The 13,822-nt window shown below is 56.3% G+C and carries 13 protein-coding genes; 5 read left to right on the top strand and 8 right to left on the bottom strand.

Features of this window, described 5'->3' with window-relative positions; translation table 11 throughout:
• Positions 1-61 precede the first annotated feature (61 nt).
• Positions 62-1,690 carry an AMP-binding protein gene (locus tag SHM7688_RS00555; protein ID WP_058238074.1) on the bottom strand — a complete coding sequence of 543 codons (1,629 nt, stop codon included), beginning with the start codon at positions 1,688-1,690 and terminating at the stop codon, positions 62-64.
• A gap of 354 nt (positions 1,691-2,044) precedes the next feature.
• Here SHM7688_RS00555 and SHM7688_RS00550 point away from each other — a divergent pair, with 354 nt between their 5' ends.
• Positions 2,045-2,713: a Hint domain-containing protein gene (locus SHM7688_RS00550; protein ID WP_058238073.1), complete on the top strand. Its 669-nt coding sequence runs from the start codon at positions 2,045-2,047 to the stop codon at positions 2,711-2,713.
• A gap of 86 nt (positions 2,714-2,799) precedes the next feature.
• Here the strand turns inward: SHM7688_RS00550 and SHM7688_RS00545 are convergent, their stop codons facing one another.
• From SHM7688_RS00545 to SHM7688_RS00515, 7 genes are all read right to left on the bottom strand, one after another.
• Entirely contained in the window at positions 2,800-5,001 is a 2,202-nt protein-coding gene (locus SHM7688_RS00545; RefSeq protein ID WP_058238072.1) for a 3-hydroxyacyl-CoA dehydrogenase NAD-binding domain-containing protein, read from the bottom strand.
• 24 nt (positions 5,002-5,025) lie between these two features.
• Positions 5,026-6,237 carry an acetyl-CoA C-acetyltransferase gene (locus SHM7688_RS00540; RefSeq protein WP_058238071.1) on the bottom strand — a complete coding sequence of 404 codons (1,212 nt, stop codon included), beginning with the start codon at positions 6,235-6,237 and terminating at the stop codon, positions 5,026-5,028.
• Positions 6,238-6,262: 25 nt separating this feature from the next.
• Positions 6,263-6,901: a glutathione S-transferase family protein gene (locus SHM7688_RS00535; protein WP_058238070.1), complete on the bottom strand. Its 639-nt coding sequence runs from the start codon at positions 6,899-6,901 to the stop codon at positions 6,263-6,265.
• A gap of 37 nt (positions 6,902-6,938) precedes the next feature.
• A complete protein-coding gene (locus SHM7688_RS00530) occupies positions 6,939-7,151 on the bottom strand; it encodes a hypothetical protein (protein WP_058238069.1) in 213 nt (70 codons plus the stop codon).
• Between the two features lie 60 nt (positions 7,152-7,211).
• A complete protein-coding gene (locus SHM7688_RS00525; protein WP_058238068.1) occupies positions 7,212-8,987 on the bottom strand; it encodes an acyl-CoA dehydrogenase in 1,776 nt (591 codons plus the stop codon).
• A gap of 47 nt (positions 8,988-9,034) precedes the next feature.
• On the bottom strand, positions 9,035-9,436 hold the full coding sequence (locus SHM7688_RS00520) for a MerR family transcriptional regulator (RefSeq protein WP_058238143.1): 402 nt from the start codon (positions 9,434-9,436) through the stop codon (positions 9,035-9,037).
• 288 nt (positions 9,437-9,724) lie between these two features.
• Positions 9,725-10,105, bottom strand: a complete 381-nt coding sequence (locus SHM7688_RS00515) for a MerR family transcriptional regulator (RefSeq protein WP_058238067.1) — start codon at positions 10,103-10,105, stop codon at positions 9,725-9,727.
• Between the two features lie 116 nt (positions 10,106-10,221).
• Between SHM7688_RS00515 and SHM7688_RS00510 the strand changes: the two genes are divergently transcribed.
• The 4 genes from SHM7688_RS00510 to SHM7688_RS00495 all read left to right on the top strand — a co-directional run bounded on the left by SHM7688_RS00510 (position 10,222) and on the right by SHM7688_RS00495 (position 13,807).
• Positions 10,222-10,644: a PaaI family thioesterase gene (locus tag SHM7688_RS00510; protein WP_058238066.1), complete on the top strand. Its 423-nt coding sequence runs from the start codon at positions 10,222-10,224 to the stop codon at positions 10,642-10,644.
• 3 nt (positions 10,645-10,647) lie between these two features.
• Positions 10,648-11,157, top strand: a complete 510-nt coding sequence (locus SHM7688_RS00505; protein ID WP_058238065.1) for a PaaI family thioesterase — start codon at positions 10,648-10,650, stop codon at positions 11,155-11,157.
• Positions 11,150-12,484: an MATE family efflux transporter gene (locus SHM7688_RS00500; RefSeq protein ID WP_058238064.1), complete on the top strand. Its 1,335-nt coding sequence runs from the start codon at positions 11,150-11,152 to the stop codon at positions 12,482-12,484. The genes SHM7688_RS00505 and SHM7688_RS00500 overlap by 8 nt, the downstream gene beginning before the upstream one ends.
• 159 nt (positions 12,485-12,643) lie before the next feature.
• Positions 12,644-13,807 carry an isovaleryl-CoA dehydrogenase gene (locus tag SHM7688_RS00495; RefSeq protein WP_058238063.1) on the top strand — a complete coding sequence of 388 codons (1,164 nt, stop codon included), beginning with the start codon at positions 12,644-12,646 and terminating at the stop codon, positions 13,805-13,807.
• Positions 13,808-13,822 lie beyond the last annotated feature (15 nt).

Genomic DNA, 13,822 nt, shown 5'->3' with positions numbered 1-13,822 from the left:
TTGTGTCAGGCCCGCCAACTGGCAAACCTGTGCTAATTTATGCCAGTGCAGGTCCGCGTGCTCAGAAGTTTTTGGCGGCTTCGCGCAGGGCAAACTTCTGAATTTTCCCGGTTGAGGTTTTGGGCAACTCGCCAAAAACCACCTTCTTGGGTGTCTTGAACCCGGCCAGTTCTTTGCGGGCAAAAGCGATGATCTCGGCTTCGTCTGCGCTCTGTCCGTCCAGAAGCTCGATAAAGGCGCAGGGCACTTCGCCCCATTTTTCATCGGGCTTTGCCACAACTGCGGCGAGGCTCACGGCGGGGTGATGCATCAGCACGCCTTCCACTTCGACGGAGCTTATATTTTCACCGCCGGAAATGATGATGTCCTTGGCGCGATCCGTGATCTGCACATAGCTGTCGGGGTGCTGTACCGCGATGTCCCCAGAGTGGAAATATCCACCAGCAAAGGCCTCTTTGGTCGCTTCCGGGTTTTTCAGATAGCCTTTCATCACCGCATTGCCACGGATCATGATCTCACCATCCGCGGCACCATCCATCGGAATTTGCTCCATTTTTTCGTCCATGACGGTGATGTCATCCATAAAGGGCATCGGCACGCCCTGACGTGCTTTGATGGCCGCCCGTTCCGTGCCTTCAAGGTCGTTCCAACGCGTTGTGTCCCAAAGGCATTCCGTCGCTGGCCCATAGACTTCGGTCAGCCCGTAGACCTGGGTGACATGAAAGCCCATCGGTTCAATCTTTGCCAAAGTGGCCGGGGCAGGGGGAGCCCCCGCGGTGAAGACCTCCACCACATGCTCAAAGCCGCGCCGTTCTGCTTCGGGGGCATTTACCAAAGTGTTCAACACAATAGGCGCGCCGCCAAAATGGGTGACGCCCTCATCGGCGATGGCATCAAAGATGTTCTTCGCGGTGATGTCGCGACAACAGACAATGGTGCCGCCCACCATGGGCATCATCCAAGTGTGGCACCATCCGTTGCAGTGAAACAACGGCACGATTGTCAGATACACGGGGTGCAGCGTCATCCGCCAGCTCAGGACCTGCCCCATGGCGTTGAGATAGGCCCCCCGGTGGTGATAAACCACGCCCTTTGGTTTGCCCGTGGTCCCCGAGGTATAGTTCAGCGCAATGCTCTCCCATTCATCTTCGGGCATGATCCATTCGAAATCGGGCGCGCCTTCCTCGATCAACTGCTCATATGTGGGATGCCGGCCACTTGCGGGATGTCCAAACTCTGGCGCCGCCACCTCAATGATCTGAGGCGGCGTTCCCGACATTTCCGCCACGACCGCTTCGGCCAAAGACACAAAGGCGCTGTCCACCAAAACAACTTTGGCTTCCCCATGCTCAAAGATGTAGGCCACAGTGGCCACGTCCAAACGGATGTTGATCGCGTTCAGAACCCCACCACAGGCGGGCACGCCAAAATGCGCTTCGGCGGCTTCTGGCACATTGGGCAACAGCGTGGCCACCACATCTCCGGGTGCAACGCCGCGCTGCTTGAGGGCAGATGCCAGTCGACTGCACCGCTCATAGTAGGCCCGGTAAGATAGACGTGTTGTACCATGCACCAGTGCAAGCCGCTCAGGAAAGACTTGTGCAGCGCGTTTGAGACTGGACAACGGGGTCAGCGGCACATAGTTCGCCGCGCATTTTTCCAATCCTGTTTCGTCAGCCATCCAACCCATGGGCGATTCCTCCCGAATAAAAATTTTGCGGGCACATTGCTATCTGTCGTGGGAAATGAAAAGTCGGTAATAATACGCACGGGTTGAGGGGTTTTCTGGAAATTAATGTGCGCGATCGGCGGTTTCTCTGTTTGTGGGGTGTGCAGTCATAGAGGCTGAACTGACGTTTGGGTTGCAAAAGTTAGAAGTGATTTTGTTGAAATTTTCGATCGAATGCCCGCTATCCAATTGGAATTGTTTACCAATTCTAGATGCCGACACAAAATAATCCCAATTGCGGCCAACTGCGCGCACATTGAAAACGTGCAGTGGCAAGCACTCGGATGGAAAACCCTCTAGAATTTGGTGGATGGAATGGTGGGCACACTGAGAGAAAGGGCGCGTCTTGCTTTGGCAGCGCGCAAACAAACAACGGGAGAGAAACCCGTCTTATTAACAGTTGGCTGTGGTCTTGTTGCCGGAAGCCGCGTGGCGACGCCCGGGGGATGGGCGCTTGTAGAGCGGCTTTGTATAGGCGACGAGGTTCTCACATTTGACGCAGGATTTCAGCGCATCACAGCGCTGGTTCCTGAGGTTGTTTTTACCTCTGAACAATTGACGCCACGCCCTCTGTGGCCTCTGCATGTGCCAAAGGGCACTTTGGAAAACAGACAGGATCTGATTGTACCTCCGCATCAGGGTATTCTTGTGGAAAGCCCTGACGTGCGGGATGCTTGGGGCGATCCCTATGCCTTGCTCCCTGCCGCTGCGTTGGAGATTGTCGAAGGTGTCGAGCGTATTGAGCCACAGGGCAGCCTGTCTGCGGTGCTCCCGGTCTTTGCGGAGGATCAGATGGTGTTTGTGAACGGGGGCACACTTGCGTTTTCCCAATGCTTCTGGGGATTGCGTGCAGGGGTGCGGCCGCGCTTTGGTAGAGCGCCTAACTATAAAATGCTACCTGTGAACGCGGCGCAGGCGTTGCTGGAAACTGGCCGCGTCAAAACGTTGGGAGTGCCGGTTCCAGAGCTCAGGCAGGCGGCCTGACGCCACATCAAGCAAAGCTTACGGGTAAACACAAAACGCCCGGACCTGAAAAAGGTCCGGGCGTTTTCATTTTTTTGAAGAGTGACTTAGGCGGCAGCTTTTGCAGCTGGGCCAAAGCGGCCGTAGAAGGTTTGACCTTTGTCCGCCATTTCACGCAGCAGCGGTGGGCACGCAAAACGGTCGCCGAATTTTGCGGCCAACTCGTCGCAACGCTCCGCAGCCCAAGCGGCACCTACAATGTCGAGCCAGCTGAAGGGGCCACCGGACCATGGCATGAAGCCCCAACCCAAGATCGCGCCAACGTCGCCTTCGCGGATGTCTTCCAGAACACCGGCTTCCAATGCGCGCACAGCTTCCAGAACCTGCGCAAAGATCAGGCGGTGCTGAACTTCGACAACATCAGGCTGTTCTTCCAGCAGAGGGAATTTCTCGTTGAAGCCTTCCCAATAGCCAAGGCGCTTGCCCTTTTCATCGTAGTCAAAGAAGCCGCCTTTGGATTTGCGGCCCAGTCGGCCTTCTTCCACCATCCAGAAGGTCACGTCATCTGCAACGGATTTCGGATAGGCATCGCCCATGGCTTCCATGGTCGCCTTGGCAATTTTCGCGCCAAGATCAAAGGATGTTTCATCCACCAGCTGAACCGGACCCACTGGGAAGCCCAGCAGCTGTGCAGCGTGATCCAGAAGCGGACGGCCAACGCCTTCGCCAGCCATCATCACGCCTTCGTTGATGTAAGGAATGATGCAGCGGTTGGCGTAGAAGAAGCGCTCATCGTTCACAACGATTGGGGTCTTCTTGATCTGACGCACATAGTCCAGCGCCTTGGCAACCGCACGATCGCCGGTTTCACCGCCCTTGATGATTTCCACCAGGGCCATCTTCTCCACCGGGGAGAAGAAGTGAATGCCGATGAACTGCTCCTTGCGCACAGAGGCTTCGGCCAGACCGGTGATTGGCAGGGTCGAGGTGTTGGAGGCAAAGATCGCGTCTTCAGGAATGATGGCTTCGACCTTCTTGGTCATTTCCGCCTTCACACCCACGTCTTCGAATACGGCTTCGATGATCAGGTCGACGTCAGAGAGGGTGTTGAGATCTGTGGTCGCATTGATGCGGCCCAACATGGCCTCTTTCTTCTCGGCCGTCACCTTGCCGCGCTTCATGCCCTTGTCCAGATATGTCTCTGTGTAGGCTTTACCGCGATCCGCCGCTTCCTGAGAGGTGTCAATCAGCACAACATCCATGCCCGCCTGTGCAGATACCAGCGCGATGCCTGCGCCCATCATGCCTGCGCCCAGAACGCCAACTTTCTTGACGGATTGATCTGGAACGTCGGGACGGTTTGCGCCTTTTTCCAGTGCTTCCTTGTTGATGAACAGGGACTGGATCATGGCAGAAGACGACGGGTTCATCAGAACGTTCACAAACCAGCGCGCTTCGATCTTCAGAGCTGTGTCAAATGGCACCTGCGCCCCTTCATAGATCGCAGAAAGCATGGCTTTGGCCGCTGGGTACACGCCCCAGGTATTGCCGTTGACCATAGCAGAGGCACCCACGAAGGTCATGAAGCCTGCGGGGTGATACGGATCGCCGCCCGGCATTTTGTAGCCTTTGGCATCCCATGGTTTCACGATGTCCGCATCTGTGGCGTTCAGCACCCATTCGGTCGCTGCGGCGACAGGATCGTCCACCACTTCATGAATGATGCCAGCCGCTTTGGCTTTCTTCGGGTCGACCATCTTGCCCTGCAGCAGGAAGGGGGAGGCCGCCATCGCGCCCATCATGCGCACAAAACGCGTGGTGCCACCCATGCCTGGGAAAATGCCAACCATGATTTCAGGCAGGCCAATTTTGGCTTTTGGATTGTCGGCGCAGAAGATCCGGTGCGTTGCCAGCGGCAGCTCCAGACCAATACCCAGTGCGGTGCCCGGCAGCGCGGAGGCAATTGGCTTGCCGCCCTTGTTGGTTTTCGGGTCCATGCCCGCGCGTTCGATTTTGCGCAGGAACTGGTGGCCCTGCATCGTGAAATCAAACAGCGCCTGCGCAGGCTCATCACCCGCTTCCTCACGGATGGAACCCAGAACGTTGAGATCCATACCCCCCGCAAAGGTGCCTTTTTTGCCGGAAGTGATCACAGCGCCTTTGATGTCGTCATTGGACAGCACTTCGTCGATCAGCGCGTTCAGCTCACCAAAAGACTCGCTGCGCAGGACGTTCATGGATTTGTCAGCCACGTCCCAGGTGATGATGGCGACACCGTTGTCGCCGACGTTCATTGTGAAATCAGTCATGTCTCTTATCCTGTTGTCGGCGGATTACACGCGTTCGATGATGGTGGCAGCACCCATGCCGGATGCGATGCAGAGCGTGGCCAGACCTGTTTCTTTGTCCTGACGCTCAAGCTCGTCGAGCAGCGTGCCAATGATGATCGCACCGGTCGCGCCCAGCGGGTGACCCATGGCAATCGAGCCGCCGTTCACGTTGATCAGTTCAGGATCCACCTCAAAGGCCTGCTGGAAGCGCATCACAACAGAAGCGAAGGCTTCGTTCACTTCAAACAGATCAATGTCGCTGATCGCCATGCCTGCGTCTTTCAGGATCTTCTGAGTCGCAGGGACAGGACCGGTCAGCATGATGGTTGGGTCCAGACCGATCTTGCAGGTCTGCTTGATCACCGCGCGGGGCTTGATGCCGTATTTCTCACCAAATTCCTTGTTGCCGATCAGAACACCAGCAGAGCCGTCCACGATGCCAGAGGAGTTCCCGGCGTGGTGGATGTGGTTGATCTTCTCCAGATGCGGGTACTTCATCAGCGCCAGTTTATCAAAACCGGGCATCACTTCGCCCTGTTCTTTAAACGCTGGCTTCAGACCGCCCAGTGACTGCATGTCTGTGCCCGGACGCATGTATTCGTCTTTGTCCAGAATGGTCAGCCCGTTGATGTCTTTGACTGCCACGATGGATTTGTCAAAACGACCTTCTTCCCAAGCCATTGCCGCCCGGCGCTGAGATTCCATGGCCAGTTGGTCCGCCTGATCACGGGTGAACCCATATTCCGTTGCGATGATGTCAGCAGAGATGCCCTGTGGGACAAAATACATGTCCATGGCCACGGATGGGTCAACGGCGATGGCCGCGCCATCCGACCCCATTGGCACGCGGCCCATCATCTCAACACCGCCAGCGATATAGGCATCGCCCGCGCCGCCTTTGACTTGGTTGGCGGCGAGGTTCACGGCTTCCATGCCGGAGGCGCAGAAACGGTTGATGGCCAGGCCGGGGATGCGCTCATCCAGATCGGAGGCGAGCACGGCCGTCCGTGCGAGGCAGCCGCCTTGCTCTTTGACTTGGGTCACATTGCCCCAGATCACATCTTCCACGGCGTGGCCTTCGAGGCCGTTGCGTTCTTTCAGGCTGTTCAGAACAGTCTTTGACAAGGCAACAGAAGTCACCTCGTGCAGGCTGCCGTCCTTGCGGCCTTTGCCGCGCGGGGTGCGCACGGCGTCATAGATATAGGCTTCGGTCATTGTGGTCTCCTATTATCAGGCGATTTTAGGCACGGTCCGCGGGGGAGCCGGGCATCAGGTCATAGGGGTGTTTCCACCCCGGTGTTTCGGAAATATTGCTCAGCCAGCGATCAACATTGGGCCACTGGCTGCGGTCAAAACCAAAGGGTTCAGGGTAGTAAAGATACGAACAGCAGGTCAGATCGGCATTGCTCAGGCTTTCCCCCACAATCCAATCGCGGCCTTCAAGGTGTTTGTTCAAAATATCATAGGCCGCTTTCAGACGGCCTTGATTGAATGCGATCACTTCTTTGGGCTGCTTATCAGCAGGCAGGAAGTGGATCAGGAAACGGGTCACGCCAGCAACAGAGCTGAACTTGTGGTTGTCCCAGAATTGCCAGCGCAGGATCTCGCGACGCTCCGCGTCATCCTTGCCGGAAAATTTACCGGTTTTTTCAGAGATGTAGTCCTGAATCACGGAGGCCTGAGACAGTTTCACGTCCCCATCCACCAGAACAGGGGCTTCTCCCATTTCGTTGACCGTCTCACGATAGGCGTCGGATCGGGTTTCTCCGGCAAAGAAATCAACTTTCACTGGGGCCCAGTCGAGGCCGGAAAGCTCCAGCGCCAGAGCGGCCTTGTAGGAATGTCCGCTTTCCCCAAAGCAGTAGAGTTTGATTGTCATGCCGTCCTCCCCTTGGCAATGTGATGCGCGGCCATTGTCAGCGTTTTCGTGCGTCCAAAGTCGCGTTGAACTGGCGCAGGCGCTGCGCCAGTTGTTCGTGGTCCGTGACAGTGTCAAAGTTCTCAAACAGAAACGAAAGCGCTTCGCCTTCATCCAGACCTGCCTGTGCCGCAAAGCTTCTGAGCTTGCGGTAGCCGTCCTCAGTCATGGCAACTGGGAACCGACGGGTCAGTCTGAAACGCTTGGGCATCTGTCCTCCACAGTGACGCCAGAAACGAGAGGAGGGCGGGGGAGACCCCGCCCAGCCTGATTAAAACTGATCGGCAGTCAGAGCCATCACGGTGTCGCCACCGCTTTGGATGCGTGCCAGATGCATGCCAGTCGCAGGCAGGCGTCGTGCCATATAGTAACGACCTGTTGCCAGTTTCGTCTCATAGAACGCTGCGTCGCCTGCGCCAGATGCCAGCGCAGCATTCGCCGCCTTGGCCATCTGTGCCCACATCAGGCCGAGGCAGACGTGACCAAAGAGATGCATGAAGTCGTTGGAGCCAGACAGCGCGTCATTTGGGTTCTTCATGCCAGCCTGCATGAAATACATACCCGCGGCCTGCAGATCCTTGGAGGCTGCTTTCAGCGGTTCCACGAAGTCTTTCAGAGCCTCGTCTTCCCCGTTTTCTTTGCAGAAGGTCTTCACAAGATCAAAGAAGGCCATCACGTGCTTGCCACCATCGACAGCCAGCTTACGACCGACCAGATCCAGCGCCTGAACGCCGTTGGCCCCTTCATAGATCATCGCAATACGCGCATCACGGGTGAACTGGCTCATGCCCCATTCTTCGATATAGCCGTGACCACCGTAGACCTGCTGTGCCTTCACGGTCATGTCATAGCCTTCATCGGTCAGGAAGCCTTTGATGACCGGCGTCAGCAGGGAGACCAGACCATCAGCATCTTTGTCTTCGCTGCGATGTGCTTTGTCGATCATGGTCGCGCCCCAAAGGATGAACGCACGTGCGCCTTCCACGAAGGATTTCTGATCCATCAGCGAGCGGCGGATATCAGGATGCACGATCAGTGGATCGGCTGGACCATCCGGATTCTTGACACCGGTCACATCACGGCCCTGCAGGCGATCCTTGGCATATGCCAGAGCGTTTTGATAGGCGGCTTCCGCCTGAGCCAGACCCTGCATGCCCACACCCAGACGCGCTTCGTTCATCATGGTGAACATGGCGCGCATGCCTTTGTTCAGATCGCCAATCAGATAGCCTTCGGCTTCGTCGTAGTTCAGCACACATGTGGAGTTGCCGTGGATGCCCATCTTCTTTTCGATGTTGCCAACAGAAACGCCATTGCGCGCGCCGATGTTGCCTTCGTCATCCACGAGGAATTTCGGCACGATAAAGAGGGACACGCCTTTGATGCCTTCTGGGCCACCGGGCACTTTTGCCAGAACCAGATGCACGATGTTGTCGGCCATGTCATGGTCGCCGGCGGAGATGAAGATCTTCTGGCCGGAGATTTTGTAGGTGCCATTGTCCTGTGGCTCGGCTTTGGTGCGCATCAGGCCCAGATCAGTGCCGCAATGTGGCTCTGTCAGGTTCATGGTGCCGGTCCACTCACAGGAGACCATCTTGGGCAGCCACTTGTTTTTCTGCTCGTCTGTGCCGTGCGCAAGGATCGCAGCTGCGGCCCCGTGGGTCAGGCCCTGATACATGGTGAAAGCTTGGTTGGAGGCAGAGAACATCTCGCCAACGGCGGTGCCCAGCAGGTACGGCATGTTTTGACCGCCATACTCTTCGGGCATATCCAGCCCGGTCCAGCCGCCTTCTTTGACCTGCTCAAATGCAGCCTTGAAGCCAGTCGGAGTGTAAACGATGCCATTTTCAAAACGGCAGCCTTCCTGATCACCCACCACGTTCAGCGGTGCCAGCACATCTGCTGTCAGTTTGCCGGCTTCCTCCAGAACGGCATTGGTGAATTCAGCTTCCAGCTCGTCGTAGCCCGGAATGTCAGAGCTCGAAACTTTCAGCATTTCGTGAAGGACAAACTGCATGTCTTTGACGGGTGCGGTATATGTTGGCATTGGCCTCTTCCCTTTGGATGATCCGTTACGGAATGTCTGTGCAGCGCTTACTGCGCGGCGTCTTTATGATCTTGGAGATCAGCAATGAATTGCTCGCCCCACTTCAACTGTTCACGAAGGTCATGGATCGCCTCGTTGAGTTCATCGCGCTGTTCTTCCATGTCCTTGAGACGGTGCTGCGCCACTTGATAGGTGCGCTGCATCTGGGTCGCCTGTTGGTCGCCCATGTCATAAAGGTCGAGAAGCTGGCGGATCTCTTCAAGCGAGAACCCAAACCGTTTGCCGCGCAAAATCAGCTTGAGGCGGGCGCGGTCACGTTTGGTGAACAAACGTTTTTGGCCTTCGCGAATTGGGAACAAAAGTTCCTTGGATTCATAGAACCGAAGAGTCCGAGGTGTGACGTCATAAGCGTCACACATCTCGCGGATGGTCATCGTGTCTTCGCTCATCATTGCGTCCTTTCGTGTCGGAAGGTGGTTACAAAATGGGCTTCGGGAATTGATTTACTATAGTGCTTGACGTTAACGTAAGTAGGACGTCACGTCACAATTCTATGTGACGTAGGATCATTTTTTTAAGTAAGATCAGGCGGACTTTCCCGGAAAAAACCGCGCTGCAGGCGAGCGCAGGCAAAAGAAAAAGCCCCCGAAATGCGGGAGCTTTCTGCATAAGTTTAAGCTGTAGACCTCGACGTCATGGCGACGATGCCGATGGCGGCTTTCGTCTTAAAAAGAAGGTCAGCTGGTCGCTTTCGTTAAGAAGCCCGCAGTTTCGTCGCGCAGTTCTTTGAGTTCACGCATCGCTTCCTCAAGCTGTTGCCGCTGCTCTTCGAGCTCTTCCATTTGGCGATCGGCCATATCCACAAAGGCCTGCATCTGTGCTGAAGTGCCTTCGTGTTCATAGATGAGGAGCCATTGACGAATGTCTTCGAGTTTGATGCCAAACCGGCGACCGCGCATGATCAGCGTCATGCGTGCGACTTCGCGGGGGCCGAAGTACCGGCTGCGTCCTTCGCGTTCGGGCTGAAGCAGTTCAATATACTCATAATAACGCAGGGTTCGTGGGGTCACGTCGAATCGTGCGCACATTTCCTTAAAGCTCAGGCGAGTATCAGACATTTGCAGGGCCTCCTTGAAAGCGAAACTTAGTTTGCATCTGCAGCAAGAGCAACCGCCCCCTTGAACACCGCGACAATTGACGCTCATAAATGACGGATTGCGGGCGGAGAGAGCGAATGGATACCCAGAAAGCAAAAATGGCGGAACACTTCATAAATGCGATTCCGCATTGCAAAGCGTTGGACATGAAGTTGACCAATATCGGGGACGGTAAGGCGGAGATGGTTCTGCCCTACAATGATAATATTGTTGGGGATCCAGAAACAGGCGTTCTGCATGGCGGAGCTGTGTTCGCTTTGATGGACACCTGCTGCGGAGCGGCTGCCATGTGCCACCCGTCGTCGCCCTCCAGCACGGCAACAATCGATCTTCGTATTGACTACATGCGCGCCGCCACGCCGGGGCAAAGCATCCGCACCAAGGCTGAATGCTATCATATCACGCGTTCTGTTGCTTTTGTTCGTGCCACCGCAGTGGATGACGATGACGCGCTGCCAGTGGCGACCGCCACCGGTACTTTCACTGTGCAAAGGAGCTGATCCATGGCCCGGTCCCGTCCCGAACCTGTACAGGTCGTGAAGCAACGCCGCGATGCGGCGATGAGCGCGCTTGTGCACGGTGTTCCCTATATCAATTTCCTCGGCATCGAGTTTGAGCGCCGCGGCGATGAACTCACCGCCATCCTGCCATTTGATGACAAGCTGATTGGCAATCCTATGTTGCCCGCCATCCATGGGGGCGTCACCGCAGGTTTTTTGGAAACCACTGCCGTGATCGGCTTGGCGTGGTCCGGCTTGTGGGATGATATCGAAAGCGGGCGCATCACAATGGAAAGCCTGACCGCAGGGCATCTGCCACGTCTGCCCAAGACCATTGATTTTACGGTCGATTATCTGCGGTCCGGACTGCCGCGTGATGCCTATGCCCGCGCGCGGGTCAACCGCTCTGGGCGCCGCTATGCTTCTGTGCATGTGGAGGCCTGGCAAGATCAGCGCGACGTGCTCTATGCACAGGCCACCGGCCATTTCTTGATGCCAACACGGGATGAATGACCTTAAGGCGGCCACCGGTGAGCTAGGGGATATATCCCATCGGCGAATTTTGCATGTCGCGCTTCCGATTGTGATCTCAAATGCCACTGTGCCGATTCTGGGCGCGGTGGATACGGGTGTTGTTGGACAGATGGGGGAGGCTGCGCCGATTGGCGCCGTCGGTATTGGCGCAGTGGTACTGGCGGGACTCTACTGGATTTTTGGGTTCCTGCGGATGGGCACCACCGGCCTGACGGCCAAAGCACTTGGAGCAGGCCGTCACGGTGAAGTTGCCGCTATGCTGACGCGTGCCGTGGTGATCGGCCTCTTTGCGGGTGTCCTGCTGATCCTCACGCAGGTGGGGCTATTCAAAGCTGCATTCTGGCTGTCTCCCGCCTCGCCCGAAGTTGAGGCACTGGCCGCGCAATATCTGCAGATCCGTATCTGGTCTGCGCCCGCCGCAATTGCGCTTTATGGGGTGACCGGTTGGCTGATCGCACAGGAGCGCACCAAGGCCGTGCTGGTGGTGCAGCTTTGGATGAACGGCCTCAATATCCTGCTGGATCTCTGGTTTGTGCTGGGGCTCAACTTAGGCGTTGAAGGGGTGGCTTTTGCCACGCTCATCGCAGAAGTCTCCGGCTGTGCATTGGCGCTTTGGATGTGCCGAGAGGTCTTCGAAAGCCCTGAATGGAAGTCGGTTGCCCGCATTCTGGATCGCGCGGCGCTTGGAGAAATGGCGCGCGTGAACGGAGATATTTTGTTGCGATCTCTGATGTTGCAGTCGATTTTTATGTCTTTTCTGCTGTTTGGTGCCGATTTCGGAGATGATACTTTGGCGGCCAATCAGATCTTGATGCAGTTTCTCTATATTACGGCTCATACTCTGGATGGCTTTGCCTTTGCTGTGGAAACCTTTTCCGGCAAGGCTGTTGGCGCGCGCAATCGCTCAGCTTTGCGTCGTGCGGCCAAAATGACAGGGATCTGGGCCGCAGTTGGCGGCGTTCTGCTGGGTGTGGTGTATGGGGGATTGGGTGGGCTCATCATTGACGCCATGACCACGTCGCTCAACTTGCGGGACTTGGCGCGCGATTTTCTGCCATGGGTGATCTTGTCACCTGTACTGGGCATTGCGCCGTTCATGTTGGACGGCATCTTTATCGGCGCCACTCAGACCCGCGATATGCGCAACATGATGGCCGTTTCTGCGATCATTTACTTCCTGTGCGTGCTGGTGATGGTGCCGCTTTGGGGCAATCACGGCCTCTGGGCCGCATTGATGGTCAGCTTCGTGGCGCGGGGGCTCTCCCTCGCTCTGCGCTATCCCGCGCTTGAGGCAAAAACCTCTTAAGGGCGATCCTTACGTTTGTTCAAAATAGGGTCCGCCAAAGGCAGGTCGCGTGGCCTGCCTTGTGCTGTTTGCGTACGTGTTGGGAATTTTTCTTGATCCAAAAAGCGAGTCAGACTAGTTATATGAACAAGTGTTCAAATAATTCGGAGGAGGGTCCCAATGTTCATGCACACGATGAAGTTCGACTTGGGTGAGGACGTCAACGCGCTGCGTGAGATGGTGCATCGCTTCGCTCAGGAGCGTATCAAGCCCATGGCGGCGGAGATCGATCTGAAGAACGCATTTCCAAACGAGCTCTGGAAAGAGTTTGGCGATTTGGGGCTGCTTGGTGTGACCGTGTCTGAGGAATATGGCGGTGCAGGCATGTCCTATCTGGCGCATGTGATCGCGGTCGAAGAAATCGCACGGGCGTCCGCCTCTGTGTCCCTGTCTTACGGCGCGCACTCCAACCTCTGCGTCAATCAGATCAAGCTCAACGGAAGTGAAGAGCAAAAGGCCAAGTTCCTTCCTCGCCTGATTTCGGGCGAACATGTCGGCGCTTTGGCCATGTCCGAACCCTCAGCCGGCTCTGATGTGGTGTCGATGAAGCTGCGTGCTGAGAAGCGCAATGATCGCTATGTGCTCAACGGCAACAAGTATTGGATCACCAATGGCCCGGATGCGGATACGCTTGTGGTCTATGCCAAGACCGACCCAGATGCAGGCCCGCGCGGCATCACCGCTTTCCTAATCGAGAAAGAGATGAAAGGCTTCTCCACCAGCCCGCATTTTGACAAACTGGGCATGCGTGGCTCCAATACGGCTGAACTGATCTTTGAAGATGTCGAAGTGCCGTTTGAAAATGTCCTTGGCGAAGAGGGCAAGGGCGTCGCTGTACTCATGTCGGGGTTGGACTATGAGCGGGTTGTTTTGGCAGGCATTGGCACCGGTATCATGGCGGCCTGTCTGGATGAGATCATGCCTTATATGGTGGAGCGCAAACAGTTTGGTCAGTCGATTGGCAACTTCCAACTGATGCAGGGCAAAATTGCGGATATGTACACCGCGATGAACTCCGCGCGCGCCTATGTGTATGAATGTGCGAAAGCCTGTGATGAGGGCCGTATCACGCGTCAGGATGCGGCGGCCTGCTGCCTCTATGCCTCCGAAGTGGCGATGACGCAGGCCCATCAGGCGGTGCAGGCCATGGGGGGCGCGGGCTATTTGTCTGACAATCCGGTGGGGCGCATCTTCCGTGATGCCAAGCTGATGGAAATCGGCGCAGGCACCAGCGAAATCCGCCGCATGCTGATTGGTCGTGAACTAATGAGCGCACAGGCCTGACAGCTGGGCTGTTTA

This window comes from Shimia marina, from assembly GCF_001458175.1.
Taxonomy (GTDB): domain Bacteria; phylum Pseudomonadota; class Alphaproteobacteria; order Rhodobacterales; family Rhodobacteraceae; genus Shimia; species Shimia marina.
Note: the sequence above shows the minus strand (reverse complement) of the source record. Positions and strands in the feature narration are given on the sequence as shown.

What these genes read in the sequence shown, in the direction of transcription:
- SHM7688_RS00555 (WP_058238074.1), bottom strand. Translation starts at nt 1,690, where the DNA reads ATGGGTTGGATGGCTGACGAAACAGGATTGGAAAAATGCGCGGCGAAC.
- SHM7688_RS00550 (WP_058238073.1), top strand. Translation starts at nt 2,045, where the DNA reads ATGGTGGGCACACTGAGAGAAAGGGCGCGTCTTGCTTTGGCAGCGCGC.
- SHM7688_RS00545 (WP_058238072.1), bottom strand. Translation starts at nt 5,001, where the DNA reads ATGACTGATTTCACAATGAACGTCGGCGACAACGGTGTCGCCATCATC.
- SHM7688_RS00540 (WP_058238071.1), bottom strand. Translation starts at nt 6,237, where the DNA reads ATGACCGAAGCCTATATCTATGACGCCGTGCGCACCCCGCGCGGCAAA.
- SHM7688_RS00535 (WP_058238070.1), bottom strand. Translation starts at nt 6,901, where the DNA reads ATGACAATCAAACTCTACTGCTTTGGGGAAAGCGGACATTCCTACAAG.
- SHM7688_RS00530 (WP_058238069.1), bottom strand. Translation starts at nt 7,151, where the DNA reads ATGCCCAAGCGTTTCAGACTGACCCGTCGGTTCCCAGTTGCCATGACT.
- SHM7688_RS00525 (WP_058238068.1), bottom strand. Translation starts at nt 8,987, where the DNA reads ATGCCAACATATACCGCACCCGTCAAAGACATGCAGTTTGTCCTTCAC.
- SHM7688_RS00520 (WP_058238143.1), bottom strand. Translation starts at nt 9,436, where the DNA reads ATGAGCGAAGACACGATGACCATCCGCGAGATGTGTGACGCTTATGAC.
- SHM7688_RS00515 (WP_058238067.1), bottom strand. Translation starts at nt 10,105, where the DNA reads ATGTCTGATACTCGCCTGAGCTTTAAGGAAATGTGCGCACGATTCGAC.
- SHM7688_RS00510 (WP_058238066.1), top strand. Translation starts at nt 10,222, where the DNA reads ATGGATACCCAGAAAGCAAAAATGGCGGAACACTTCATAAATGCGATT.
- SHM7688_RS00505 (WP_058238065.1), top strand. Translation starts at nt 10,648, where the DNA reads ATGGCCCGGTCCCGTCCCGAACCTGTACAGGTCGTGAAGCAACGCCGC.
- SHM7688_RS00500 (WP_058238064.1), top strand. Translation starts at nt 11,150, where the DNA reads ATGAATGACCTTAAGGCGGCCACCGGTGAGCTAGGGGATATATCCCAT.
- SHM7688_RS00495 (WP_058238063.1), top strand. Translation starts at nt 12,644, where the DNA reads ATGTTCATGCACACGATGAAGTTCGACTTGGGTGAGGACGTCAACGCG.